Genomic DNA, 19,955 nt, shown 5'->3' with positions numbered 1-19,955 from the left:
GAGACGCCCGTGTCACGAGAGAACAACGCACGCGTCGTCGCGTGGGCGGCGGTGGTGGCCCTGGCCGGCGGACTGCTGGTGGCTCCGCACGCGAGCGCCCAGTCCGGCTCGGACGCCTCATGCTGCCTGACGGCCTCGAGCGCGCTCAGCGCGTACCTCAACCCGCCCTCGGGCGAGGACAACACCTTCTTCCGGCAGGCCGCGGGAGGCGACGCCACCATCGCCTTCGTGCTGATGAACCGGAGGCGGATGCTCGAGTTCCCGCTGTCCATGTACGAGATTCGCATCCTGGGCAGCGCGGATGGCCGCTCCCCGGATGACCCGTCCGCCACCGGCTGCAACAACGCGTACCTCAACAACCTCAACTACTTCTACCCGAGGAACACAGCGCTCTCGGGGCGCTACCAGTCGACGCGCGGCTACCCGCGCCCGGAGGTGGTCTACTCCCCGAGCACGGTGAACACCAACGCGGTGGACCAGCTCTTCATTGGCACGAGCTACTACCGGTTCCTCACCTGGACGTACCGCGGCGCCTCGCCAGCGCCCTCCGGCAGCGTCACCACGGCCTGCTCCGGCCTCTCCGGCCTGACGGCGACGCAGCAGACGGAGTGCAACACGTGCCTCGCCACGCGGGGCTACTACCTCAATCCCAACCTGCCCACCGCGCCGGACAACGGGCGCAGCCTGCTGACGAATACGCAGGCGGGCGTTTTCTCCGGCAACTTCCTCAACTTCTACCCGCCGCGCTTCGTGATGCTGCGGCTGGCGCTGAAGCGGCTGATGGGCGACCCGCGCATCTCCCGCTTCCGCATCTCCGTGGTCAGCAACAACGATGACCGCGGCGCCGTCATCAGGGAGGCCTTCCGCCCCTCGTGCGGCGGCAGCGGCACGCCCACCAACTCCTTCTCCAACGGCGTCGACTCCGTCCCCTTCACCCTCGACAGCAACCCCCTCTCCGAGGTGCTGTTCAACATGGGCGAGTTCCACGCGGACTCGGGGCGCTGGTACGGCGGCGCCAACCAGCTCTTCTACGACAGCAACGTGCAGAAGATGAACGACAAGGGCAACCTCTGCCGCGACTGCGACAAGCACTTCGTGGCCCTGCTGTCGGATGGCCGCGGCGACGATGCCATTCCCTTCTGCGCGCCCCAGCCCGACGGCTCGGGCGGCTGGAGGCTGCCGAGCCCCTGCACGCAGGCGACGAGCGCGGCCTGCCTGGACCCCACGGGGGTCTCCCACACGGAGGGCGACGGGGAGGACTACATCTCCGCGGGCCGCTCGGTGGTGCTGGGCGGCGGCCTGCCACGGACGCCCTCGGGCACGTGCCCCTCGGACCTGGCGGATGACGTGGCGGGCTTCCTGGACCGCACGGACCTGAGCGTCGCGTCCGCCTTCCCGGGGGACAACACCGTCCAGACGTACGTCATCGGAGTGGGCAGCAACAGCGCGCAGCGCATGAACATCCTCCGCCGCATCGCGGAGGAGGGCGGTGGCGACTTCTACCTCGCGGACGAGTACTCAAAGCTGGAGACCGGCCTGGACTCCATGCTCACGCAGATGTCGCGGCGGGCCACGTCCTTCGCCAGCGCGGCCGTGTCCTCGTTCCAGGTGAACTCCGGCGGCACGGGCATCGTCCCGCGCTTCCGCCCCAACCGCACCGGCGACTGGCGCGGCTTCCTCTACCGCTGGAACCTGTTCAGCGAGTTCGTCGAGGGCGTGAACAAGAACGCCAGCGAGGAGGACCCGGATGACCTGGACGACGTGTTCATCACCGACGTGAACAACAACATCGTCATCGAGGATGACGACGGCGTCTTCCGGCGCAAGGGCTCCACCCAGGTGGCCACGCCGCACTGGGAGGCGGGCGAGAAGCTCGTCCAGAAGGGCTCGGACAACCGGCTCATCTACACCGTCGTCGACACCGCGTCCTCCAACGGCAGCGGCGGGCCGGACGGCAAGCTGGACTCGGGTGACGCGCGCATCGAGTTCACCGAGGCCAACGTGGACCGGCTGCTGCCGTACCTCGCGCTGGAGGGCTCGCCCGTGTGCGGCATCATCCAGACGTCGCTGGCACTGAGCTCCCTGAGCAAGCGGGACTGCGGCAGGTACCTCATCCGCTACGTGCGCGGCAAGGACGTGCTGGACGAGGACGGAGACCTGGACCGGAACGACGACCGCGAGTGGCTGCTCGGCGACGTCTTCCACTCGTCGCCCGCGCTGGTGTCGAACCCGGTGGAGCCCTTCCTCTGCGACCTGGGCCTGCATACCCAGTGCGTCAACACGCTGTACGTGAAGCAGCTCCCCGTGGGGGCCACGCCGTTGACGGGCTATCCCTCCGGCACGTCGACGGTGGACGCCTACGAGAAGTACCGGCAGGACGGCCTGTCGCGCGAGCGCGTCGTCCTGGTGGGCGCCAACGACGGCATGGTGCACGCGTTCCAGGCGGGCAGTCCGCTGACGTCCGTGCCGGCGCCCTCGGCCGCGAACCGCTTCCCGGAGACGCACGACGTGGGCACGGGCGAGGAGCTGTGGGCCTTCATTCCGCCGGACCAGCTGGCGAAGCTGAAGTTCCGCATCAACCTCGAGGGCCGGCACCACTACTTCGTGGACGGCGACATCATGGTCCGCGACATCTGGGCGGACTCCGCCACCAACCCCGGCCAGAAGGACGCGGACGAGTTCCACACCCTGGCCGTCTTCAGCGAGCGCCGGGGCGGCAACCACTACTTCGCGCTGGACGTCACGAGCCCGCGAGAGCCGCGGTTCCGCTGGCTCTTCCCGCAGCCCTGCTCGCCCGAGGCGGCGGAGATTGGCGAGACGTGGATGAGCCTGAGCCCGAAGGCGCCGCCCATCGGCCCGGTGCTGCTGCGCACGAGCGGCGCGGGTGGCGTCCCGCGCCTCGTCCCCCCGGCGACGGCGGCGGTGCCCACGGAGGAGCGCTGGACGGTGTTCCTGCAGGGCGGTTACGACCCGAACCTCAACAAGGGGCGCGGCGTCTACGTGCTCGACGTCTTCACGGGCTCGCTGCTCTTCAAGCGGCAGTATGACCCGGCGGCGGGCAAGGGGCTGACGCTGAAGTTCCCCATCGCCGCGCCGATGGGCCTCATCGACTACGGCGGGCAGGGCGCCAACCAGGACGGCTTCTTCGACACGGCCATCGTCGCGGACACCGGCGGACAGGTGCACGTGCTGCGCTTCAACGAGCCGGGCCAGGACACGAACGGCGACGGGCTGATGGACAACTGGCGCATGGCGCGCACCTTCGAGCAGGGCGGCGGCTCGGACCTGGACCTGAAGGAACGCAACTCGTTCTTCTTCCTTCCGTCGAACAGCATCGACCCGATGACGGGCCAGTTGCGCACGTTCCTCGGCACGGGAGACCGCTACAACGTCCGTGACACGAATGCCGGTGAGTGCCGGGTGGACAACCCCTATGCCTGCGGCAAGTACTCGTGCACGTGGGTGAGCAATCTCACCATCGACACGGGGGACCGGAGCTACTCCACGACCACCACGCTGTCGGGGGCCAAGGTGTCCTCGGTGACGGAGACGACGACGTCAGGGACGGGCTCCACGTGCGCCTCGTTCACGGGCAGGCAGGTGGACGCCGTCAACAACTGCGCGGGTCTCTCATCGCCGAAGGTGCTCAAGTACAAGAGCGTGACGTGCGAGAACATGGACGGCGGCTACGGCTGCACCGAGGACATGGCGTCCGAGGGCGGCGGCGTCTTCGACACGGCCACGGTGGGCACCTTCACGGGCACCGGGGTGAACAGGAACCGGTACTACGGCTTCTGGAGCTACGGGAAGTCCGTCACCCAGGCGGACGGCGGGACGGTGACGCGCGAGTTCTCGGATGACACGGGCGCGGCGGCGTTCGACTCGAACCGGCTGCGCGAGGCGCGACTGGTGGACGTGACGGACGGCGGCACGGCGGCGCCGAGCTCGGAAGGGTGGCGGCTGGAGTACGGGGCGATGGCGGAGCGCACCGCGAGCGGCTCGGGGGTGCTCGCGAGCTGTGTGCTGTGGAACTCACTGGAGTTCCAGCCGAACGCGGTCTCGACGTGCGCGGTGGGCGGGACGAACCAGGCGCGCATCTACCAGGCGAACATCTTCACCGGCGCGGCGGACTGCGCGGACTCGTTCAAGCAGGCGGATGGCACCTATGTCCGCTCGCTGACCCGCACCGTGATTACGCCTCCCGCCGAGCCGACGCCGAAGGTGAGCATCAACGCGCAGGGGCAGATTCGCTACAGCCTCGACTCGTTCGACCCGGGGGCGCCGCAGGCCCAGAGCGTCAACGTGCAGAGCAGTCAGGACGTGGTGCAGCTCATCTATTCGCTGGATGTGCCTCCGGCGCTGCATGCGTGCCGGCACGCGACGACGGCGGACGGGACGGAGGGCCGCTGCGAGTAGCTCGGCGGCCCGGGGGCGTGCTCCCGGGCCCGCTCAGGACGGAGACCGTTCGAGCCGTCCGGCTCGCGCGCCAGTGCCTGTCCCGAGGGAGTCGAGTCGCAATCCCTACGGGCGGACGGGCTGCCCGACGACGTAGGTGATGGCCATGCCCTTCTGGCGATGGACCCCGCTCGTCCAGCGGTACCCGTCGGTGCCGAGCCCCGCCGTCAGCTTTTCGAGGTCCGTCGGCGCATAGGTCCGCAGCGACGACACGATGCCATCCCAGAGGATGACCAGGGGAAGGACGGGCACCAGGTAGGTGAGGACCAGGCGCCACCCGCGCACCGGACGGATGAGCAGGGTGAAGACCCACACGAGGGGAATGATGAGCAGGAGCTGGAAGAGGATGGACACCAGCGAGCGCTGGGTGAGCTCGAAGGCGGCGATGGGGACCTCGCGCGCGGCGGCATCCGCGAGGAGCGCGCGGGCCTGCTCCGGTCGGAAGTGGTGTAGCCCCTCGAAGATGGTGCGCACCCCCTTCAGCTCCGCCGGGATGCGAATCGCGTCGACCGGCGTGTGGTGGTAGCGCGCGCCGGCAGGCAGCTCCTGGCCCGGGGTGGGATGGAGGTCGGTGAGCATCACCTCGGCCTGGCCATGCACGGCCTGCAGCGCCGGGAGCAGGGTTCGCCATGGGCCTCCCGCCCCGGAGCAGAGGTCGATGATCTGGTTCGTGCCCGCGGCGCGGAGCAGCTCCGCGAGCTGGGGCGCCACGCTGTCATAGGGCCGCATGCGGTCGAGCACGATGCGCAGGTAGTCGACCTCGCCACTGCGTATCGGTTTGGGCAGCCACGACTGGTCGACGAACTCGAAGAGGTGAAGTCGAGGGAGTAGGGGCATGGAGGAAAAATAGGGCTCCCCCGCCTGCCTGTCCCTGACTCCTGAAAAGCGTCCGAGAGGGGAGTTGGCGGCAAGCATTAGAAAAGCGACGAGGGCGGCGGCCTTGCGAGGCAGCGCCCGCATCACCGTCCGCGCGGGATGACCATCTTCCAGACAGGCCGGCCCGTACGGCGCGCCGGCGAAGGAGGACGGTTGATTCGCACGCTGAACGACGCGGTGGAGTTGGTGCACACGCACCACCTCATCACGGAGGTTCCCACGCACGGGCCCGCCTCGCTGGTGGAGAAGGTGCTGGGAGGGTGTCCCAGCGGGAGCTGGCGGGAGCACGCCAAGGGCCGGCTCGCGTACCGGCTGGGGCGGATGTTGAGGGCCTCGCCGGACGTGCTCGCGGTGCGGCTGGTGGAGGGGAAGGTCGCCTTCGTGGACCACACACTGTGGCCTTCCGTGTACCGCGTTGCCATGGAGCCCTCGCGCCGCCGAGCGTCGCTGGTGGGACTGTCCACGGAGGCCCGTGAGCTGCTGACGGCCGTGGAGCGGGATGGCGAGGTGCGGCTCCACAAGGAGGGGCCATGGACCAAGGCCCGCCAGACGCTGCAGGAGCGGCTCCTCGTGCAGTTCTCCGAGGCCCAGGAGGAGGACGGGCACCATGTCGCCGTGCTGCGCTCGTGGAGGACGTGGGCCTCGCCGGAGCTGCGGGATGACGCCATGACACTGTCCTACGAGGACGCGCTCGCGAGGCTGCGCGAGGCGTGCGGAGGCGCGCCGGCTGGCCTCGGACCGTGGGTGTTCTGAGCATGGCCGAAAGCGTGGGCTCCGCGTCCTTGCGGCCATGGGGCGAAGGGGCGCACAGTGCCTCGCATGAAGCAACCTCCCCAGCGCCCACGGTCCACCGCGTCCGCGCGTTCCGGAACCCGGGGCACGCCCCTGCGCATCGCGCTGCTCGCGTTCGATGACGCGCAGATCCTCGACATCACCGGCCCGCTGGAGGTCTTCGGCCGCGCGTCCCGCCTGCTCCGGGAGGAGCACGGCGCCACCGGGGACCGCTACACCCTGGAGCTCCTCAGCGCGCACGGCCCCGTGCTGTGCTCATCCTCGGGTCTGCGCCTCGTCGCGGACGCGGTGATTCCGCGTCGGAGCACGCGAGCCCCCATCGACACGCTCCTCATTTCGGGAGGCAGGGGCGTGCGCCACGTAGCGGAGGACAAGAACGTCCTCGCCTGGGTGAAGGCGCAGGCCTCGCGTGTCCGACGGCTCGCCTCCGTCTGCACCGGCGCCTTCGTGCTCGCCGCCGCCGGACTCCTCGACGGCCGCCGTGCCGTCACCCACTGGAGCGAGTGCGAACAGCTCGCGCGCCTCCATCCACGCGTCAGAGTGGAAGAGGACCCCATCTTCATCCGCGATGGCCACGTCTACACCTCCGCCGGAGTCACCTCGGGCATGGACCTCGCGCTGGCGCTCGTGGAGGAGGACTGCGGCCGGGACGTGGCCATGGCCGTGGCCCGAGAGCTGGTCCTCTTCCTCCGCCGCCCTGGAGGTCAGTCGCAGTTCAGCGTGCAGCTCTCCACGCAGACGGCCGAGCGCGAGCCCCTGCGCGACCTCCAGGCATGGATGGCGGACCATCCCGGAGAGGACCTGCGCATCCCCGCGCTGGCCCGCCGCGCCGCGATGAGCGAGCGCCACTTCCGCCGCGCATTCACCGCCGAGGTCGGGTGTCCTCCCGCCCGCTTCGTGGAGCAGGTGCGCGTGGAGGCCGCGCGCCGCGCCCTCGAAGACACCACCGACGGCGTGGACGCCATCGCCGAGCGCCTGGGCTTCGGCACCTCCGAGTCCATGCGCCGCGCCTTCACCCGCCTGTTGCACATCAGCCCCACCGCCTACCGCGAGCGCTTCCACGCCGCTGAAGACAGGAGACACCGCACATGACCCGCATCGGAATCGTGCTGTTCGATGGAGCAGAGGAGCTCGACTACGCCGGCCCGTGGGAGGTCTTCGCCGCGGCCGCGCAGCTCCGCCCCGAGCTCGACATCGACGTCCGTACCTATTCGAAGGACGGCAACGCCATCACCAGCGCCAAGAGCCTGCGCGTCATTCCCCACGGCAGCTTCGCGGACGCTCCGCGCCTCGACGTGCTGCTCGCGCCCGGAGGCGACGGCCGCAAGCGGGAGATGCACGACGAGAAGATGCTCGCGTGGCTCCGCGCGAAGGGCGCCGAGACGAGGTGGAACACCAGCGTCTGCACCGGTGCCTTCCTGCTGCACGCGGCGGGGCTGGCCACCGGCCGCCGCATGACGACGCACTGGAGCGCCGTGGAGGAGCTGCGCGCCCGGGGCAACGTCACCGTGCTCGACGGCATCCGCTACGTCCGCGATGGCAACGTCGTCTCCTCGGCGGGAGTGTCCGCCGGAATCGACATGTCCCTGTGGCTGGTGGGACAGCTCTGGGACCCGGCCTTCGCGCGACAGGTCCAGCGCTACATCCAATACGAGCCCGCGCCGCCGTACGCGGCGGAGGCCTGAGCCGCACTACGCCGCGACGTCCAGAATCTCCAGCGCATCACGCACGCCGGGCAGGGCGGCGAGCAGCTCGAACTCCGCCGCCTGGAGCATGGACACCCGCCGACCGGACAGACGGTCCATGAGCAGCTCGATGCGATAGTCACCTGATGGACTGAGCTGGCGTGAGATGCGCGCGCGGCGGCCCTCGGCCTGACATGCGAGGATGTCGTTGCGCAGGCTACGCAGCCGGCGGAACACCTTGAGCGCCAGTCGACCCTCGGGGGTGTCGAAGGTGTGGAAGTGCCGATTTCTCGACAGGGGCTTGCTGGGGTCATGGAGCCTCTCCACGAGGCGCCGAACGAATGGGTCCATCGACGGGGGAGGATAACATCCGCTACCCTCCCGCTCAGCGATGCCCCGGTATTTTTTGATCCGTCCCTGGACCCTGGCGCTCCTCCTCCCGCTCGCTTGCAAGGAGCCGGAGGTCGCCGCCGTCCAGAACCGTGCCCAGCAGGCCCAGACCGCTCTGGCGGAGGGCCGTGCCTACCTGGAGAAGAACGAGCCCAACCAGGCCCTCTCCGCGCTGCGCAAGGCCGCCAATGCCGCCCCGGAGAGCGCCGAGCCGCTGCTCCTCATGGCGCAGGCCCACCGGCTGGCGGGCAACGAGGGGGCCGCCATCCTCGCCCTCAAGCAGGCGAAGACCCTCGTGGGAGACGACCCCGCCATCCAGCGCGAGCTGGCCGACCTCTACCTCGAGGACGGCCACACCGCGGACGCGCTCAGCGCCCTCATCCGCCTGCGTGACTCGGGCGCGCTCCCGGACGCGGACGTGCTCCGGCTCGCCCGCATCCAGGCGCGCGAGGGGCAGATTGACGCCGCCTTCAAGTCGTTGGAGGGCATCCTCCAGGAGAATCCGGACGACGCCGAGGCCAAGTCCGTGGAGGCCGAGGTGCTGCTCCTCAAGGGCGACGAGCTGCTCGCGGCCAACCTGATGGACCGGCTCCTCCAGAAGGACCCGGGGCTGACGTCCGCGCGCCTCCTGCGCGCGAGGTACTTCCTCAACAGCGGCTTCCCGGAGATGGCGGAGGCGGACCTGGGCGCGGTGCAGGCCCCGGAGTCGGCGCGCGCGGACGTCGTCGCCCTGCGCGCGCGGGTGCTGCTGGTGCTGGGGCGCCCCGCGGAGGCGGAAATCGCGCTGAAGAAGGTGGTGGAGACCGAGCCCCAGAACGCCGAGGCCCTGGCGTGGCTCGCGGAGGCCGCGCTGGCGCAGGGGCGCCGCGCGGACGCGCAGGGGCTGGTGGACCGGGCGCTGCAGCTCAGGCCCCGCCTGGCGCGGGCGCTCTACGTGCGCGGCCGCGTGCAGGAGGACCAGGGAGACCGGCGCGGCGCCGAGGAGAGCTATGGCTTCGCGCTGACGGCGGACCCCCGCTTCGCGCCCGCCCACTCACGCATGGCGAAGCTGCACCTGAACGCGGGCCGCAAGATGGACGCCCAGCTCTCCCTGGAGCGGCTGCTCATGCTGGGCGACGCCTCGCTGGAGGAGAAGGCGCAGCTCGCCGCCCTCTACGCGGCCCAGCAGATGAAGGTGCCGCAGGGGCTGAAGCTCATCGAGGAGGCGCTGAAGCGCAGCCCCGAGAACGAAGAGTACCTCCGCACGCAGAAGGCCCTCCAGGCGCTCACGCCGAAGCCGGCGAAGCGCCCCTCGGGGCCCATCATCATCCGCGGCGGCCGCCGCTGACGGCCGCCAGCACGGGGGCCTCCGGCGCCGGAAGGCCCGGGGCCTCCTGCACCACGCGCTCCAGGGCCTTGAGCCCCTTGCGCTGGCCCACCGCCACCACCGTGAGGTTCTCCCGGTGGAAGTAGCGGCGCGCCACCTCGCGCACTCGCGCGGCGGACTGCGCGTCCACCAGGTCCGCGCGGTGGCTGAAGGACTCGGGCGCGTTGAAGAGCTCGTTGACGCCGAACCAGCCGGCCAGCTCGCCCGGCGAGTCCTGGGCGAACTCCAGCAGCATGCGGTGACGCCGCTTCGCGCGGGACAATTCCTCCTCGCCCACCTCGGTGTCGCAGAGGGTGCCCAGCACGCGGAAGGACTCCTCCACCACCTGCGCCGCCTTCTCCGGGGCGCTGGCGGCCTCAATCTCGAAGATGCCCGCGTCGTGGTACGTGTCCAGCAAGGCGTGGACGGAGTACGCAAGGCCCCGCCGCTCCACGATTTCGAAGGGCAGCCGTGACGACAGCCCGTCATCCAGCAGGCGCCGGATGATTTGCAGCGCGGGCTGGTCCTCGTGCCGGTCCGGCACGGTGCGGAAGTTGATGCGGAACTCCGTCTGCGACTCGTCGTGCGCCACGAAGTGCAGCGTCGGGCCGGCCGGCGTCGGGGGCGGAGCCACCTCGATGTTGCCCGGGCCGTGTGGCAGGCGGGCGAAGGCGCGCTCGGTCAGCTCCAGGACCTCCTGGCGGTTGACGCGCCCCGCGGCGGTGACGACGAGGTTGCCAGCGACGTAGTGCTTCGCGAAGTGCTCCAGCACCTGGGCGTGGGTGAGGGCGGAGACGGACTCGCGGGTGCCGGCAATCTTCAGGGCCAGCGGGTGCTCGGGGAAGAGCAGCCGCTGCGAGAGATTGTCCAGGTCGATGTCGCGGCCCTTCTCGTCCACCTCGTCCAGCATCTCCTCGAGGATGATCTGCCGCTCCACCTCCATGTCGGTGAGGCGGGGGCGGGTGAGCATGTCGCCGAGGATGTCCATGCCCACGCGCAGGTGCGCGGGGTGGATGGGCGTGTAGTAGTACCCGTGGTCCCGGGTGGTGACGCCGTTGAGGTTGCCGCCGACTTCCTCGACGGCGGCGTTCATCTTCACCGTGTCCGGCCAGCCCTCGCTGCCGCGGAAGAAGAGGTGCTCCAGGTAGTGGCTGACGCCGTTGTTGGCGGCCGTCTCGTGACGACTGCCCGTCCGCACGTAGATGGCGAGCAGGGCGGTGTGGAGGTGGGGCGTCTCGACGGTGACGACGCGCAGACCGGAGGGCAGCACGTCCTGGTACGAATTGAAGCTCATGCGCGAGGAAGCCTTAACACGAAGGATGTTCCCTGGCCGGGAATACTCTGGCAGGAGAGCGAGCCCCCGTGGGCCTGGAGGATCTGCTGGCTCACCGCGAGTCCCAGCCCGGTGCCGCCCTCCTTGGTGGTGAAGAAGGGCTCGAAGAGGTGACGTCGCACATCCTCCGTCATGCCCTGACCGGTGTCGCTCACCTGCACCTCCACGTCGCGCTCCAGCGGGCGGGTGGCGACGGTGAGCTTCCCACCCTGGGGCATCGCCTCGCGGCTGTTGCGCAGCAGGTTGAGGAACACCTGGCGGAGCTGGCCCTCGTCGGCGAGCACGGGAGGCGTGTCCTTCGCGAAGTCGCGCACCACCTCCACCCCCGCGCGCTCCAGCTCCTCGCGGGTGAAGTCGAGCACCCCATCCAGCACGGCGGTGACGTCGCGCGGGTCCAAATCAGGCCGGGGAGGGCGGGCCATGCGCAGGTACTGCTCGGTGACGTCCGCCAGCCGGTCCACCTCGTGGGTGACGGCGGAGAGCAGCTCCTTCACCTCGGCCGAGTCCTCCTGCGACGCGAAGCTGGCGCGCTCGAGGCCGTCCTGGAGGAGCTCCACGTTGAGGCCGATGGAGGAGAGGGGGTTGCGCACCTCGTGGACGATTTGCGCGGAGATGCGGCCCACGGCGGCGAGCTGCTCGGCGCGCATGAGGGCCTCGGCCTGAGCCTTGAGCTGGGCCTCGCGGGCCTGGAGCGAGCGGGCCATCTGGTCGAACTCGCGGGCCAGCACGGCCACCTCGTCGTCGCCGCGCACGCCGAGCTGGGCGTTGTAGTCACCGCGGCCGATGCGGGACACGCCCTCGATGAGGGTGCGCACCGGGCGCAGCGTGCGGGCGGACCAGGCGATGACGCCGAGGCCCACGATGATGGCCGCGAGCGAGAAGCCGATGATGAAGAGGCCGGTGGTGCGCTCGCGCTCCTCGGCGCCGTCCACGCGCTCGCGGATGCGGTTGGCCAGCGCGGCGCGCAGGACGCGAATCTCCCGGCCGATGGACGTCTCCAACTGGCGCAGGTCCGCGGTGGCGCGGGCCACCTGCTCGCGGTCCGGCGTCTCGGTGGAGAGGGCGGCGAACACCGCCTCGGCGGCGCGGGCATAGTCGCGGTAGCGCGCGTGGATTTCGCCGAAGCGGTTCTCCAGCCCGAGGATGAAGGGGGCCTCACCGGGCGGAGCGAAGGCGAGCACCTCGCGCGCCTTCACCTGGGCGGCGGTGAGCCGCTGGGACATGAGGGGAGGGAAGTACAGCCGGGCGAGGCGGATGAAGGCGCGGCGGGCCTCGACGCTGCCCTCGTCGAGCAGGCGCTCGGTGTCCTTCTCCTGGGTGGTGTGGAACGTCTCCAGCTCCGCGGCGTCCTGCGAGAGCTGGAGGTAGCCCTGGCTGACGAGGCGGATTTCGAGCCGGTTGCGGTGCAGCTCCGTCACGCTGAAGAGCGACACCATCCCGAAGGTGATGAGCACCACGGCGTAGCCCAGGAAGATGCGCGTGGCGAGGGAGAGCTTCACAGGGAGTCATCGCTACGCGGACCCGGCCCGCCGCGCAAGTCGCGATGTGTCTCCAAGCCCTCCAGGCAGGCGGACTACCAGCGGACGCGCAGCACGTACGAGGCCGCCGCCCGCTCCAGCACCTCCACCTGGGGCTTCACCCGGGTGCGCTCCATCATGACCTCGACGGTGCCGGCCATGAAGTCGGGCATGGGGTGCAGGGCCTCGATGCGCACCTTGCGCTCGGTCTCTCCCAGCGTCTCCACGGTGGCGCGCATGTCGGCGCGGCCCGTGGCCAGGTGGCGCGGAAGCCGGTCCACGAGGCGGGCCGGGCCGAGCATGGGCATCGTCACCGCGATGACCCTGCCCACCAGCGTGTCGAGGAACCCCTGCGCGAAGACGCGTCCCAGTTGCCAGTCCGCCTGCACCCGCGGCTGTCCCGGGTGGAAGTGCTGGCGGGCCACGGCCATGGCTTCCTGCCAGACCTCCACCGGATAGTGCGGGGACAGCTTCGCCACGTCCACGCCCACCGCCCTCAGCGCCGCGTGGAAGGCGGGGTCCGCTGGCAGCGCGCGGACGAAGAGGCCCTCGAACATGCTGGCGGGAACCTGGGGCGAGGTGGGAGAGGGCGCTGCGGCGGCGGACATGGGGGACCTCTGCTGCAGGGGGGATTTCGTTGTAACACTCCTGTCGCGCGGGATTTAAGTGAGTCCCGGCCGCCCCCGGCGGTTCCGGGCGTTGCTCGTGGAATCCCACCAGTCAGGTGGGCGTTGAGTCGGAATGCCCATCAAGACGAAGCGCTGGTGTGTTCCCGCGGAGCCCGATGATGGGTTTCGCGTCCTCATCTGCCGCTACCGTCCGCGCGGCCTGCCCAAGGCGAAGGAGACCTGGGACGTGTGGATGAGCGACCTGGCACCCAGCCCGGACCTCTTCGACGCGTTCTACGGAAAGGGCCAGACGCCCATCACCCTCGACGTGTACCGCGAGCGGTACGTCCAGGAGATGCAGGCCCAGCAGGACAAGATTGCCGCGCTGGCCGCCCGCGTGGACCGGGGTGAGACGGTGACGCTGCTCTGCTCGAAGGACTGCATCCTCGAGCCCATCTGCCACCGCACGCTGCTGGCCCAGCTCATCGAGGCCGAGCGCCGCAAATGAAAAGGGGCCCGGGTGTGGAACCCGGGCCCCTCGTGTCTTCAACGGGCTTCGCCGCTCAGTGCGACGGCGCCGGAGTGGGCACCGCCTCGTCCTGGCCCGTGCTCCGCTTCGCCTCGCCGCGCAGCTTCTGCATCAGCACGTAGAGGCCGGGGATGAAGACGAAGTTGACCACGGTGGACACGAGCATGCCGCCGAACACCGCCGTGCCCAGCGAGTTGCGCGAGGCCGCGCCCGCGCCGGACGCCGTCATCAGCGGCACCACGCCGAGGAGGAAGGCAATCGACGTCATGAGGATGGGACGCAGGCGCACCTCCGCCGCCTCCACCACCGCGTCGATGGCGCTCTTGCCGCTCTCACGGAGCTGCTCCGCGAACTCCACGATGAGGATGGCGTTCTTGCTGGCGAGGCCCACCAGCATCACGAGGCCCACCTGGCAGAACACGTCGTTGGCGAACCCGCGCAGCAGCTGCAGGCCCAGCGCGCCCATGATGGCCAGCGGCACCGAGAGGATGATGACCAGCGGGAGGCTGAAGCTCTCGTACTGCGCCGCGAGCACCAGGAACACGAAGAGCAGGCCCAGGCCGAAGATGACCAGCGTCTGGCCACCGCTCTGCTTCTGCTCGAGGCTGATGCCCGTCCACTCCGAGCCCATGCCCTGCGGCAGCACCTGCGCGGCGATGGACTCCATCGTGTCCAGCGCCTGGCCGGAGGACACGCCCGGAGCGCCCTGGCCGTTGATTTCCACCGAGCGGAACAGGTTGTAGTGACGGATGACCTGCGCGGAGACGGTGGGCTGCACGTTCACCAGCGACTCCAGGGGAATCATGTCGCCGCTGTCGCTGCGCACGTAGAAGGCACCGATGTCCTGCGGGCTGTCGCGGAACTGCTGCTCGGCCTGCACATAGACGCGGTACGTGCGGTTCGCGTAGTTGAAGTCGTTGACGTACTGGCTGCCCATGTAGACCTGCATGGTGCCGAAGACCTGCTCGATGGGGACGCCGAGCGCCTTGGCCTTCTGCCGGTCCACCTCCACGTCGAGCAGCGGCGTGTCGGCGTTGAAGGTGGTGAAGACGCCGCGCAGCTGGCCGTCCTCGTTGCCCTTGGCCACCAACTGCTGCACGGCCGAGGCAATCTGGTCCAGCGAGCTGGTGCCGGCGATGTCCTCGACGACGAACTGGAAGCCGCCGACGCTGCCGACGCCGCGGATGGCCGGCGGCTGGAAGGGAATCACGCGCGCGCCGCCAATCTTGCTGAAGGGGCCACGCAGCCGCTCCACCAGCGCGGCCACCGTCTGGTTCTTTCCGGGCCGCTCTTCCCAGGGCTTCAGCGCGGTGAACATGGTGGCCATGTTCGCGCCCGAGCCCTGGAGGGAGAACCCGCCGATGGCGAAGACGGCGCGCACCTCGGGCTGGGCGCTCAGAATCTTCTCGACCTCCGCCATCACCTTCTCCGTCTGGGCCAGGGACATGCCCTCCGGGCCCTGCAGGGAGACGATGAGGTAGCCCTGGTCCTCGTCGGGGATGAAGCCCGTGGGCGCGGAGCGGAACAGCGCCACCGTGCCGCCGATGCAGAGGAGGAAGGCCACCAGCACGATGACGGGGTGCTTCAGCAGCCGGCGCAGGTTGCGGCCGTACACTGCGCGCGTCGCGTCCAGCGCCTTGTCCACCCAGCGGAAGAAGATCCACTTCTCACCCTCGTGGTGCTTGAGCATCCGCGCGGACAGCGCGGGCGTCAGCGTGAGGGCGCAGAAGGTGGACAGCGCCACCGACGCGGCGATGGTGAGCGCGAACTGGCGGTAGATGGCGCCGGTGGTGCCGGGGAAGAGGGCCACCGGGACGAACACAGCCACCAGCACGATGGAGATGGCGATGACGGCGCCGGATACCTCCTTCATGCCTTCTCGCGCGGCCTGTACCGGTGTCAGGTGCCGCTCCACCATCAAGCGCTCGATGTTCTCGATGACGACGATGGCGTCGTCCACCACGAGCCCCGTGGCCAGTGTGAGGCCGAAGAGGGTGAGGGTGTTGATGGAGAAGCCCATCAACTGGACGAAGGCGAAGGTGCCCACCAGCGAGACGGGGAGGGTGAAGGCGGTGATGAGCACGCTGCGCCAGCCGTGCAGGAAGAGGAAGATGACGAGGATGACGAGCGCAATCGCTTCCACGAGGGTGTGGAGCACCTCGCTGATGGACGCGCGCACCGCGAGGGTGGTGTCCGTGCCCGTCATGAACTGCATGCCCGGGGGGAACTGCTTCGACAGGCGCTCCAGCTCCGAATAGACGCCGTCACGTACGTCGAGCGCGTTGGCGGTGGGGAGCTGGAAGATGGCGAGACCCACGGCCTGCTTGCCGTTGAAGCGCAGCAGCGTGCCGTAGTTCTCCGCGCCCATCTCCACGCGGCCCACGTCCTTCACGCGCACGCTCTTGCCGTCGTTCTGGCGCATGAGGACGATTTCGCCGAACTCCTCCGGCTCCACGAGACGGCCGCGAGCGCGCACCGCGAGCTGGTAGGGCTGCTCCGTCGAGGACGGAGGCTGGCCCACGGCGCCCGCGGCCACCTGGAGGTTCTGCTCCTGCAATGCCCGCGTGACGTCCTGCGGGGTGAGCTTGCGGCGGGCCAATTCCGTGGGGTCCAGCCACAGGCGCATGGAGAACTTGCGCTCGCCGAAGATGCGCACCTCGCCCACGCCGCGCACGCGCTTGATGGCGTCCTTGAGATTCACGTCGGCGTAGTTGGAGAGGAACTTCGCGTCGTAGCGCTCGTCGGGGCTGAACAGGGCCACCGTCATCAGCATCTGGCTGGAGGCCTTGTTGACGACGATGCCCGTCTGGTTCACCTGCGAGGGCAGGCGCGCGGCGGCGCGGCTGACGCGGTTCTGCACGTCGACGGCGGCCACCTCGATGTCGCGCGTGGGCTCGAAGGTGATGGTGATGGTGCTGACACCGTCATTGCCGCTGGTGGAGGTGATGTAGCGCATGCCCTCCACGCCGTTGAGCTCCTGCTCCAGCGGGATGGTGACGGCGCTCTCCACCACCTCGGAGCTCGCGCCCACGTAGTTGCTGGTGACAGTTACCTGCGGCGGCGCCAGGTCCGGGTACTGGGCGATGGGCAGCGTGGGGATGGCGATGAGGCCCACCAGCGTCAGCAGGATGGAGCAGACGATGGCGAAGACGGGCCGGCGAATGAAGAAATCGACGAACATGGTGCTCTCGGTACTCCCGGCTCAGCGGCTTCCGCCGACGGGAGACCCGCCTCCCGTACCGCCGGCCGTCTTCGTGTTCTCCAGGGCCTCGGCGGGCTGCGCCGCGGCCTGGGGCGCGTTCTTCACCTTCACGGGCATGCCGTCGCGCAGCGCCTGCATGGAGGAGACGGCGACGAGGTCGCCGGCCTTCAGGCCCTTCTCCACGACGTAGGCCATCTCACCGAGCGCGCCGAGGGAAATCGGGCGGCGCTCCACCACCGTCTTGCCTTCCTTCTCCTGCACGATGAGGGCGAAGGGCTGGCCGCTCTGGCGCACCACCGCGAGCGCCGGAATCTGCAGCGCGTCGCGCACGGAGTAGACGATGCGCGTGCGCACCAGCTCGCTGGGACGCAGGCCCACGGTGTTGCGGAAGGCGGCCTTCACCTCCACCAACTGCGTACGCGGGTCGGCCTGCGGGGCGATGAAGAAGACGGTGCTGGTGAGCAGCACCTTGCCGTGGCCGTCGAGGATTTCCACCGCCGTGTCCGGCTTGAGCTCCCGCGCGCGCGTGGAGGGCACCGAGACACTGACTTCCAGCGCATCCGCCTGGGCGATGCTGGTCAGCTGTGAGGTGGCGCCGACGAAGTCACCCACGCGCACCAGCACGTCGCCCACCGTGCCCGCGAAGGGCGCGCGCACGACGTTGTACTGCAGCTGCACCTGGCGCTGCGTCACCTGCGCGGCCGAGGAGCGCGAGGCGGCCTCGGCGGCTTCCACCTGCGCACGGGCGGAGTCGAGCTCCTGCGCGCTGGCGAGGCCTTCCTTGCGCAGCGCCTCGACGCGGGCCAGCGTCGTGCGGGACAGCTCGAGGTTGACCTTCGTGGAGCTCAGCTGGGCCTGGGCGCTGTCCAGAGCGGCCGTGTCCACGCGCGCGTCGACTTCCACCAGCGGCGCGCCGGCCTCCACCTGCTGGCCGGGCTTCACGAGAATCTTGCGCACGTAGCCGGCCACCTGCGGCAGCACGGTGACGCTCTGCCGCGACAGCAGGCTGCCGAGGTACTCGCCGGTGTCGCGCACCTCGTGTGGTGCCAGCGACACCACGTCGATTTCACGCGGCGGAGGCGCGGGCGGAGGCCCCTTCTGCCCACCGCACGCGGCCACCGTCGCCACCACCACCAGACTGCCCACCGTCTTCTTCAGCGCCGCCAGGGGGCGCACCCGCTTCACCAGTCGCACCGGGCCTCCGTCAGGAATGCGTCCAGGCGCGCCTGGACGAGCTCGAATTCACGCAGCACCAGCGTCAACTCCGCCTGGCGCAATGCCGCCGCGCTCTGCACCAGCTCGAGGCTGCTGCCGCGGCCCACTTCAAAAGCACGTCGGGTGAGTCGGTCCGTCTTCTCCGCCAAATCCCGCGACTCGATGGCCGTCTTCACCAGCGCCTCGGCGACTTCCACGCCGCGCCGGGCCTGGGCCACTTCCACTTCCACGTTGCGGCGCGCACTCTCCAGCGTCGCGGACGCCTGCGTCTCCACGCCCTTGCGCTCGCGCACCAGCCCCTCGCGCGTGCCGCCTTCCCAGATGGGCACGGTAAGCACCGCGGAGACGCTCCACGTGGCGAAGTGGCCGAAGCCCGGCGAGGTGGTGAGGCCGTAGAGGGCGCTGGAGACGCCCAGCGAGGGCAGGTAGCCGGCAGTGGCCTGGCGCGTGCTCTCGTGCGCGGACTCCACCTGCGCCTTCGCCGCCACCAGGTCCGGCCGGGACTCGAAGCTCTGCAGCGGGGAGCAGTCCTTGCGCGTGGAGTCCACCAGCCCCTGGAGGTTGAAGGACGGGTCGACACCAATGGACTGGCCGAAGCCGAGGGCGATGCCCAGCGCCTCGCGGGCCTGGCGGAGCTGTTCGTCACCGGCGACGAGAGCGCCGCGCGCCACGGCCACGTCCTGGTCGACGCGCACCACGTCCAGTTGGTTGCCGGCGCCCAACTCGAAGCTGCGCTGGGTGAGGGCCGAGCGCTCCAGGGCGCGCTGCAGGTTGACGCGGTTGATTTCGGCGGCGCGCTCGGCGGCCACGGTGGCCACCAGCGTGCGGGCCAGCCCCAGCGTCAGGCGGCGGCGTGCGTCCAGGAGGCTCGCCGAGGCGCCTTCTTCCGAGGCCCGCGCCGAGGACAGCCCGCGCCAGGCGCTCAGGTCCACCACCGACTGCGTCAGCGTCGCGGTGAGGGTGGCCACCGGCGTCGTCGCCGTGCGGCCGTCACCTGCCGCGGTGGGGCTGACTCCGTAGGGGACGTCCGGGTTGAGGAGGTCGTGGGACAGGGCCGCCTGCGCACGGGCGTTGGGCAGCAGCGTGCCCAGGGCCTGACGCCACCGGCCGCCGGCGCGCTCCACGCCGGCCTCCGCGCTGCGCAGGTCCGTGGAGCGCTCGCGCAGCAGACCGAGCGCCTCGTCCCACGTCTTCACCAGCCGCGGGGCCGGCGGGACGGGGGCGAGCATCGCGTCCTCCACCTTCGGCGCGACAGCAGCCGTGGGGGCATAGGAGGGGGTCGGCTCGGACTGCATCGAGGTGGCGGCGAGCGCCAGGATGAGGACTGAAGGGGTTGCCATACGCCAGACGTGGAGAAGAAAGAGGAGTGACTGCGCGTGCTGCCCGGTTTCCCCCCGTTCGACGGCTTGCGGCGCAACCGATGTAATTGACAACCGTTGTGGTTCGCAACCATCTTTACGGGCAATGACGCTCGCGGAGCAAGTGGCAACCCTGCGTCGCACCGTCCGTCGGCTCCTCGCCGAGCGGCTCGGAGAGCAGACGGGCAGGCCTTTCATGCAACTCCTGGCGCTCAAGTCGATTGCGCACGGTGTGCGCAGTCAGGCTGCGCTCGCGGATCGCTTGTCCGTGGACCCTCCCGCGGCGAGCCGGCTGGTGGACCGCCTGGAGGAGGATGGGCTCGTACATCGGCGCGCCGGTGAGGACCGCCGATGTGTGCGCCTGGAGCTGGGCGAGAAGGGCCACGCGGAGATGGAATTGATCGTCGCCGCGCTCCACTGGGTGGACGGGGAGATGCGCAAGCACCTGGAGCCCACCGAGGTCACGGAGCTGCAACGCCTGCTCGCGAAGCTCCAGGATGGCCTGTCGAAGGAGGAGGACTCCACGACGTCGGGCCCCGCGTGCGCGGCGGACGAGTGACGGGCTGAAACGCCGAAGGGCCCGGCCTCATCGAGAGGACCGAGCCCTTCATGTCCGGCATGACGTGAGCAGGGCGCCAGAAACGCCGAAG

The 19,955-nt window shown here is 69.9% G+C and carries 15 protein-coding genes; 7 read left to right on the top strand and 8 right to left on the bottom strand.

Going from position 1 to position 19,955, the window contains the following annotated elements; all coding sequences use genetic code 11:
- Nucleotides 1-9 precede the first annotated feature (9 nt).
- A complete protein-coding gene (locus ACVTJA_RS36435) occupies nt 10-4,416 on the top strand; it encodes a pilus assembly protein (RefSeq protein WP_465826828.1) in 4,407 nt (1,468 codons plus the stop codon).
- Nucleotides 4,417-4,521: 105 nt separating this feature from the next.
- On the opposite strand, the gene ACVTJA_RS36430 is transcribed toward ACVTJA_RS36435, so the two are convergent.
- Entirely contained in the window at nt 4,522-5,292 is a 771-nt protein-coding gene (locus ACVTJA_RS36430; protein ID WP_465826825.1) for a hypothetical protein, read from the bottom strand.
- Nucleotides 5,293-5,484: 192 nt separating this feature from the next.
- Here ACVTJA_RS36430 and ACVTJA_RS36425 point away from each other — a divergent pair, with 192 nt between their 5' ends.
- From ACVTJA_RS36425 to ACVTJA_RS36415, 3 genes are all read left to right on the top strand, one after another.
- Nucleotides 5,485-6,084: an RNA methyltransferase gene (locus tag ACVTJA_RS36425; RefSeq protein WP_465826822.1), complete on the top strand. Its 600-nt coding sequence runs from the start codon at nt 5,485-5,487 to the stop codon at nt 6,082-6,084.
- A 66-nt stretch (nt 6,085-6,150) separates the two neighbouring features.
- Nucleotides 6,151-7,215 carry a GlxA family transcriptional regulator gene (locus ACVTJA_RS36420; RefSeq protein WP_465826820.1) on the top strand — a complete coding sequence of 355 codons (1,065 nt, stop codon included), beginning with the start codon at nt 6,151-6,153 and terminating at the stop codon, nt 7,213-7,215.
- A complete protein-coding gene (locus ACVTJA_RS36415) occupies nt 7,212-7,808 on the top strand; it encodes a DJ-1/PfpI family protein (RefSeq protein WP_465826818.1) in 597 nt (198 codons plus the stop codon). Before ACVTJA_RS36420 ends, ACVTJA_RS36415 begins: the two co-directional genes overlap by 4 nt.
- Nucleotides 7,809-7,814: 6 nt before the next feature.
- Here ACVTJA_RS36415 and ACVTJA_RS36410 read toward each other — a convergent pair whose 3' ends face one another.
- Nucleotides 7,815-8,159 carry a hypothetical protein gene (locus ACVTJA_RS36410; RefSeq protein WP_465826816.1) on the bottom strand — a complete coding sequence of 115 codons (345 nt, stop codon included), beginning with the start codon at nt 8,157-8,159 and terminating at the stop codon, nt 7,815-7,817.
- Between the two features lie 55 nt (nt 8,160-8,214).
- On the opposite strand from ACVTJA_RS36410, the gene ACVTJA_RS36405 reads away from it, so the two are divergent.
- Nucleotides 8,215-9,525, top strand: coding sequence for a tetratricopeptide repeat protein (locus ACVTJA_RS36405; protein WP_465826813.1), 1,311 nt, complete (start codon nt 8,215-8,217; stop codon nt 9,523-9,525).
- On the opposite strand, the gene ACVTJA_RS36400 is transcribed toward ACVTJA_RS36405, so the two are convergent.
- The 3 genes from ACVTJA_RS36400 to ACVTJA_RS36390 form a co-directional block, all read right to left on the bottom strand.
- Nucleotides 9,503-10,837, bottom strand: a complete 1,335-nt coding sequence (locus ACVTJA_RS36400) for a M16 family metallopeptidase (RefSeq protein WP_465826810.1) — start codon at nt 10,835-10,837, stop codon at nt 9,503-9,505. The genes ACVTJA_RS36405 and ACVTJA_RS36400 overlap by 23 nt on opposite strands.
- Nucleotides 10,834-12,375, bottom strand: coding sequence for a sensor histidine kinase (locus ACVTJA_RS36395; protein ID WP_465826808.1), 1,542 nt, complete (start codon nt 12,373-12,375; stop codon nt 10,834-10,836). The genes ACVTJA_RS36400 and ACVTJA_RS36395 overlap by 4 nt, the downstream gene beginning before the upstream one ends.
- A gap of 74 nt (nt 12,376-12,449) precedes the next feature.
- Nucleotides 12,450-13,001 carry a DUF2378 family protein gene (locus ACVTJA_RS36390; protein WP_465826805.1) on the bottom strand — a complete coding sequence of 184 codons (552 nt, stop codon included), beginning with the start codon at nt 12,999-13,001 and terminating at the stop codon, nt 12,450-12,452.
- Between the two features lie 133 nt (nt 13,002-13,134).
- On the opposite strand from ACVTJA_RS36390, the gene ACVTJA_RS36385 reads away from it, so the two are divergent.
- Nucleotides 13,135-13,509, top strand: a complete 375-nt coding sequence (locus ACVTJA_RS36385; protein ID WP_465826802.1) for a DUF488 domain-containing protein — start codon at nt 13,135-13,137, stop codon at nt 13,507-13,509.
- A gap of 55 nt (nt 13,510-13,564) precedes the next feature.
- Here the strand turns inward: ACVTJA_RS36385 and ACVTJA_RS36380 are convergent, their stop codons facing one another.
- The 3 genes from ACVTJA_RS36380 to ACVTJA_RS36370 are packed head-to-tail and all read right to left on the bottom strand — an operon-like array spanning nt 13,565 to nt 19,287.
- Nucleotides 13,565-16,711 (bottom strand): efflux RND transporter permease subunit, encoded by a 3,147-nt coding sequence (locus ACVTJA_RS36380; RefSeq protein WP_465826799.1) that lies wholly within the window; start codon nt 16,709-16,711, stop codon nt 13,565-13,567.
- A 21-nt stretch (nt 16,712-16,732) separates the two neighbouring features.
- Nucleotides 16,733-17,869, bottom strand: coding sequence for an efflux RND transporter periplasmic adaptor subunit (locus ACVTJA_RS36375; protein ID WP_465840609.1), 1,137 nt, complete (start codon nt 17,867-17,869; stop codon nt 16,733-16,735).
- 44 nt (nt 17,870-17,913) lie between these two features.
- On the bottom strand, nt 17,914-19,287 hold the full coding sequence (locus ACVTJA_RS36370; protein WP_465826796.1) for a TolC family protein: 1,374 nt from the start codon (nt 19,285-19,287) through the stop codon (nt 17,914-17,916).
- Between the two features lie 142 nt (nt 19,288-19,429).
- On the opposite strand from ACVTJA_RS36370, the gene ACVTJA_RS36365 reads away from it, so the two are divergent.
- Nucleotides 19,430-19,864, top strand: a complete 435-nt coding sequence (locus ACVTJA_RS36365; RefSeq protein ID WP_465826794.1) for a MarR family winged helix-turn-helix transcriptional regulator — start codon at nt 19,430-19,432, stop codon at nt 19,862-19,864.
- The last annotated feature ends 91 nt before the right edge of the window (nt 19,865-19,955 follow it).

This window comes from Pyxidicoccus sp. M6 (assembly GCF_055568925.1).
Note: the sequence above shows the minus strand (reverse complement) of the source record. Positions and strands in the feature narration are given on the sequence as shown.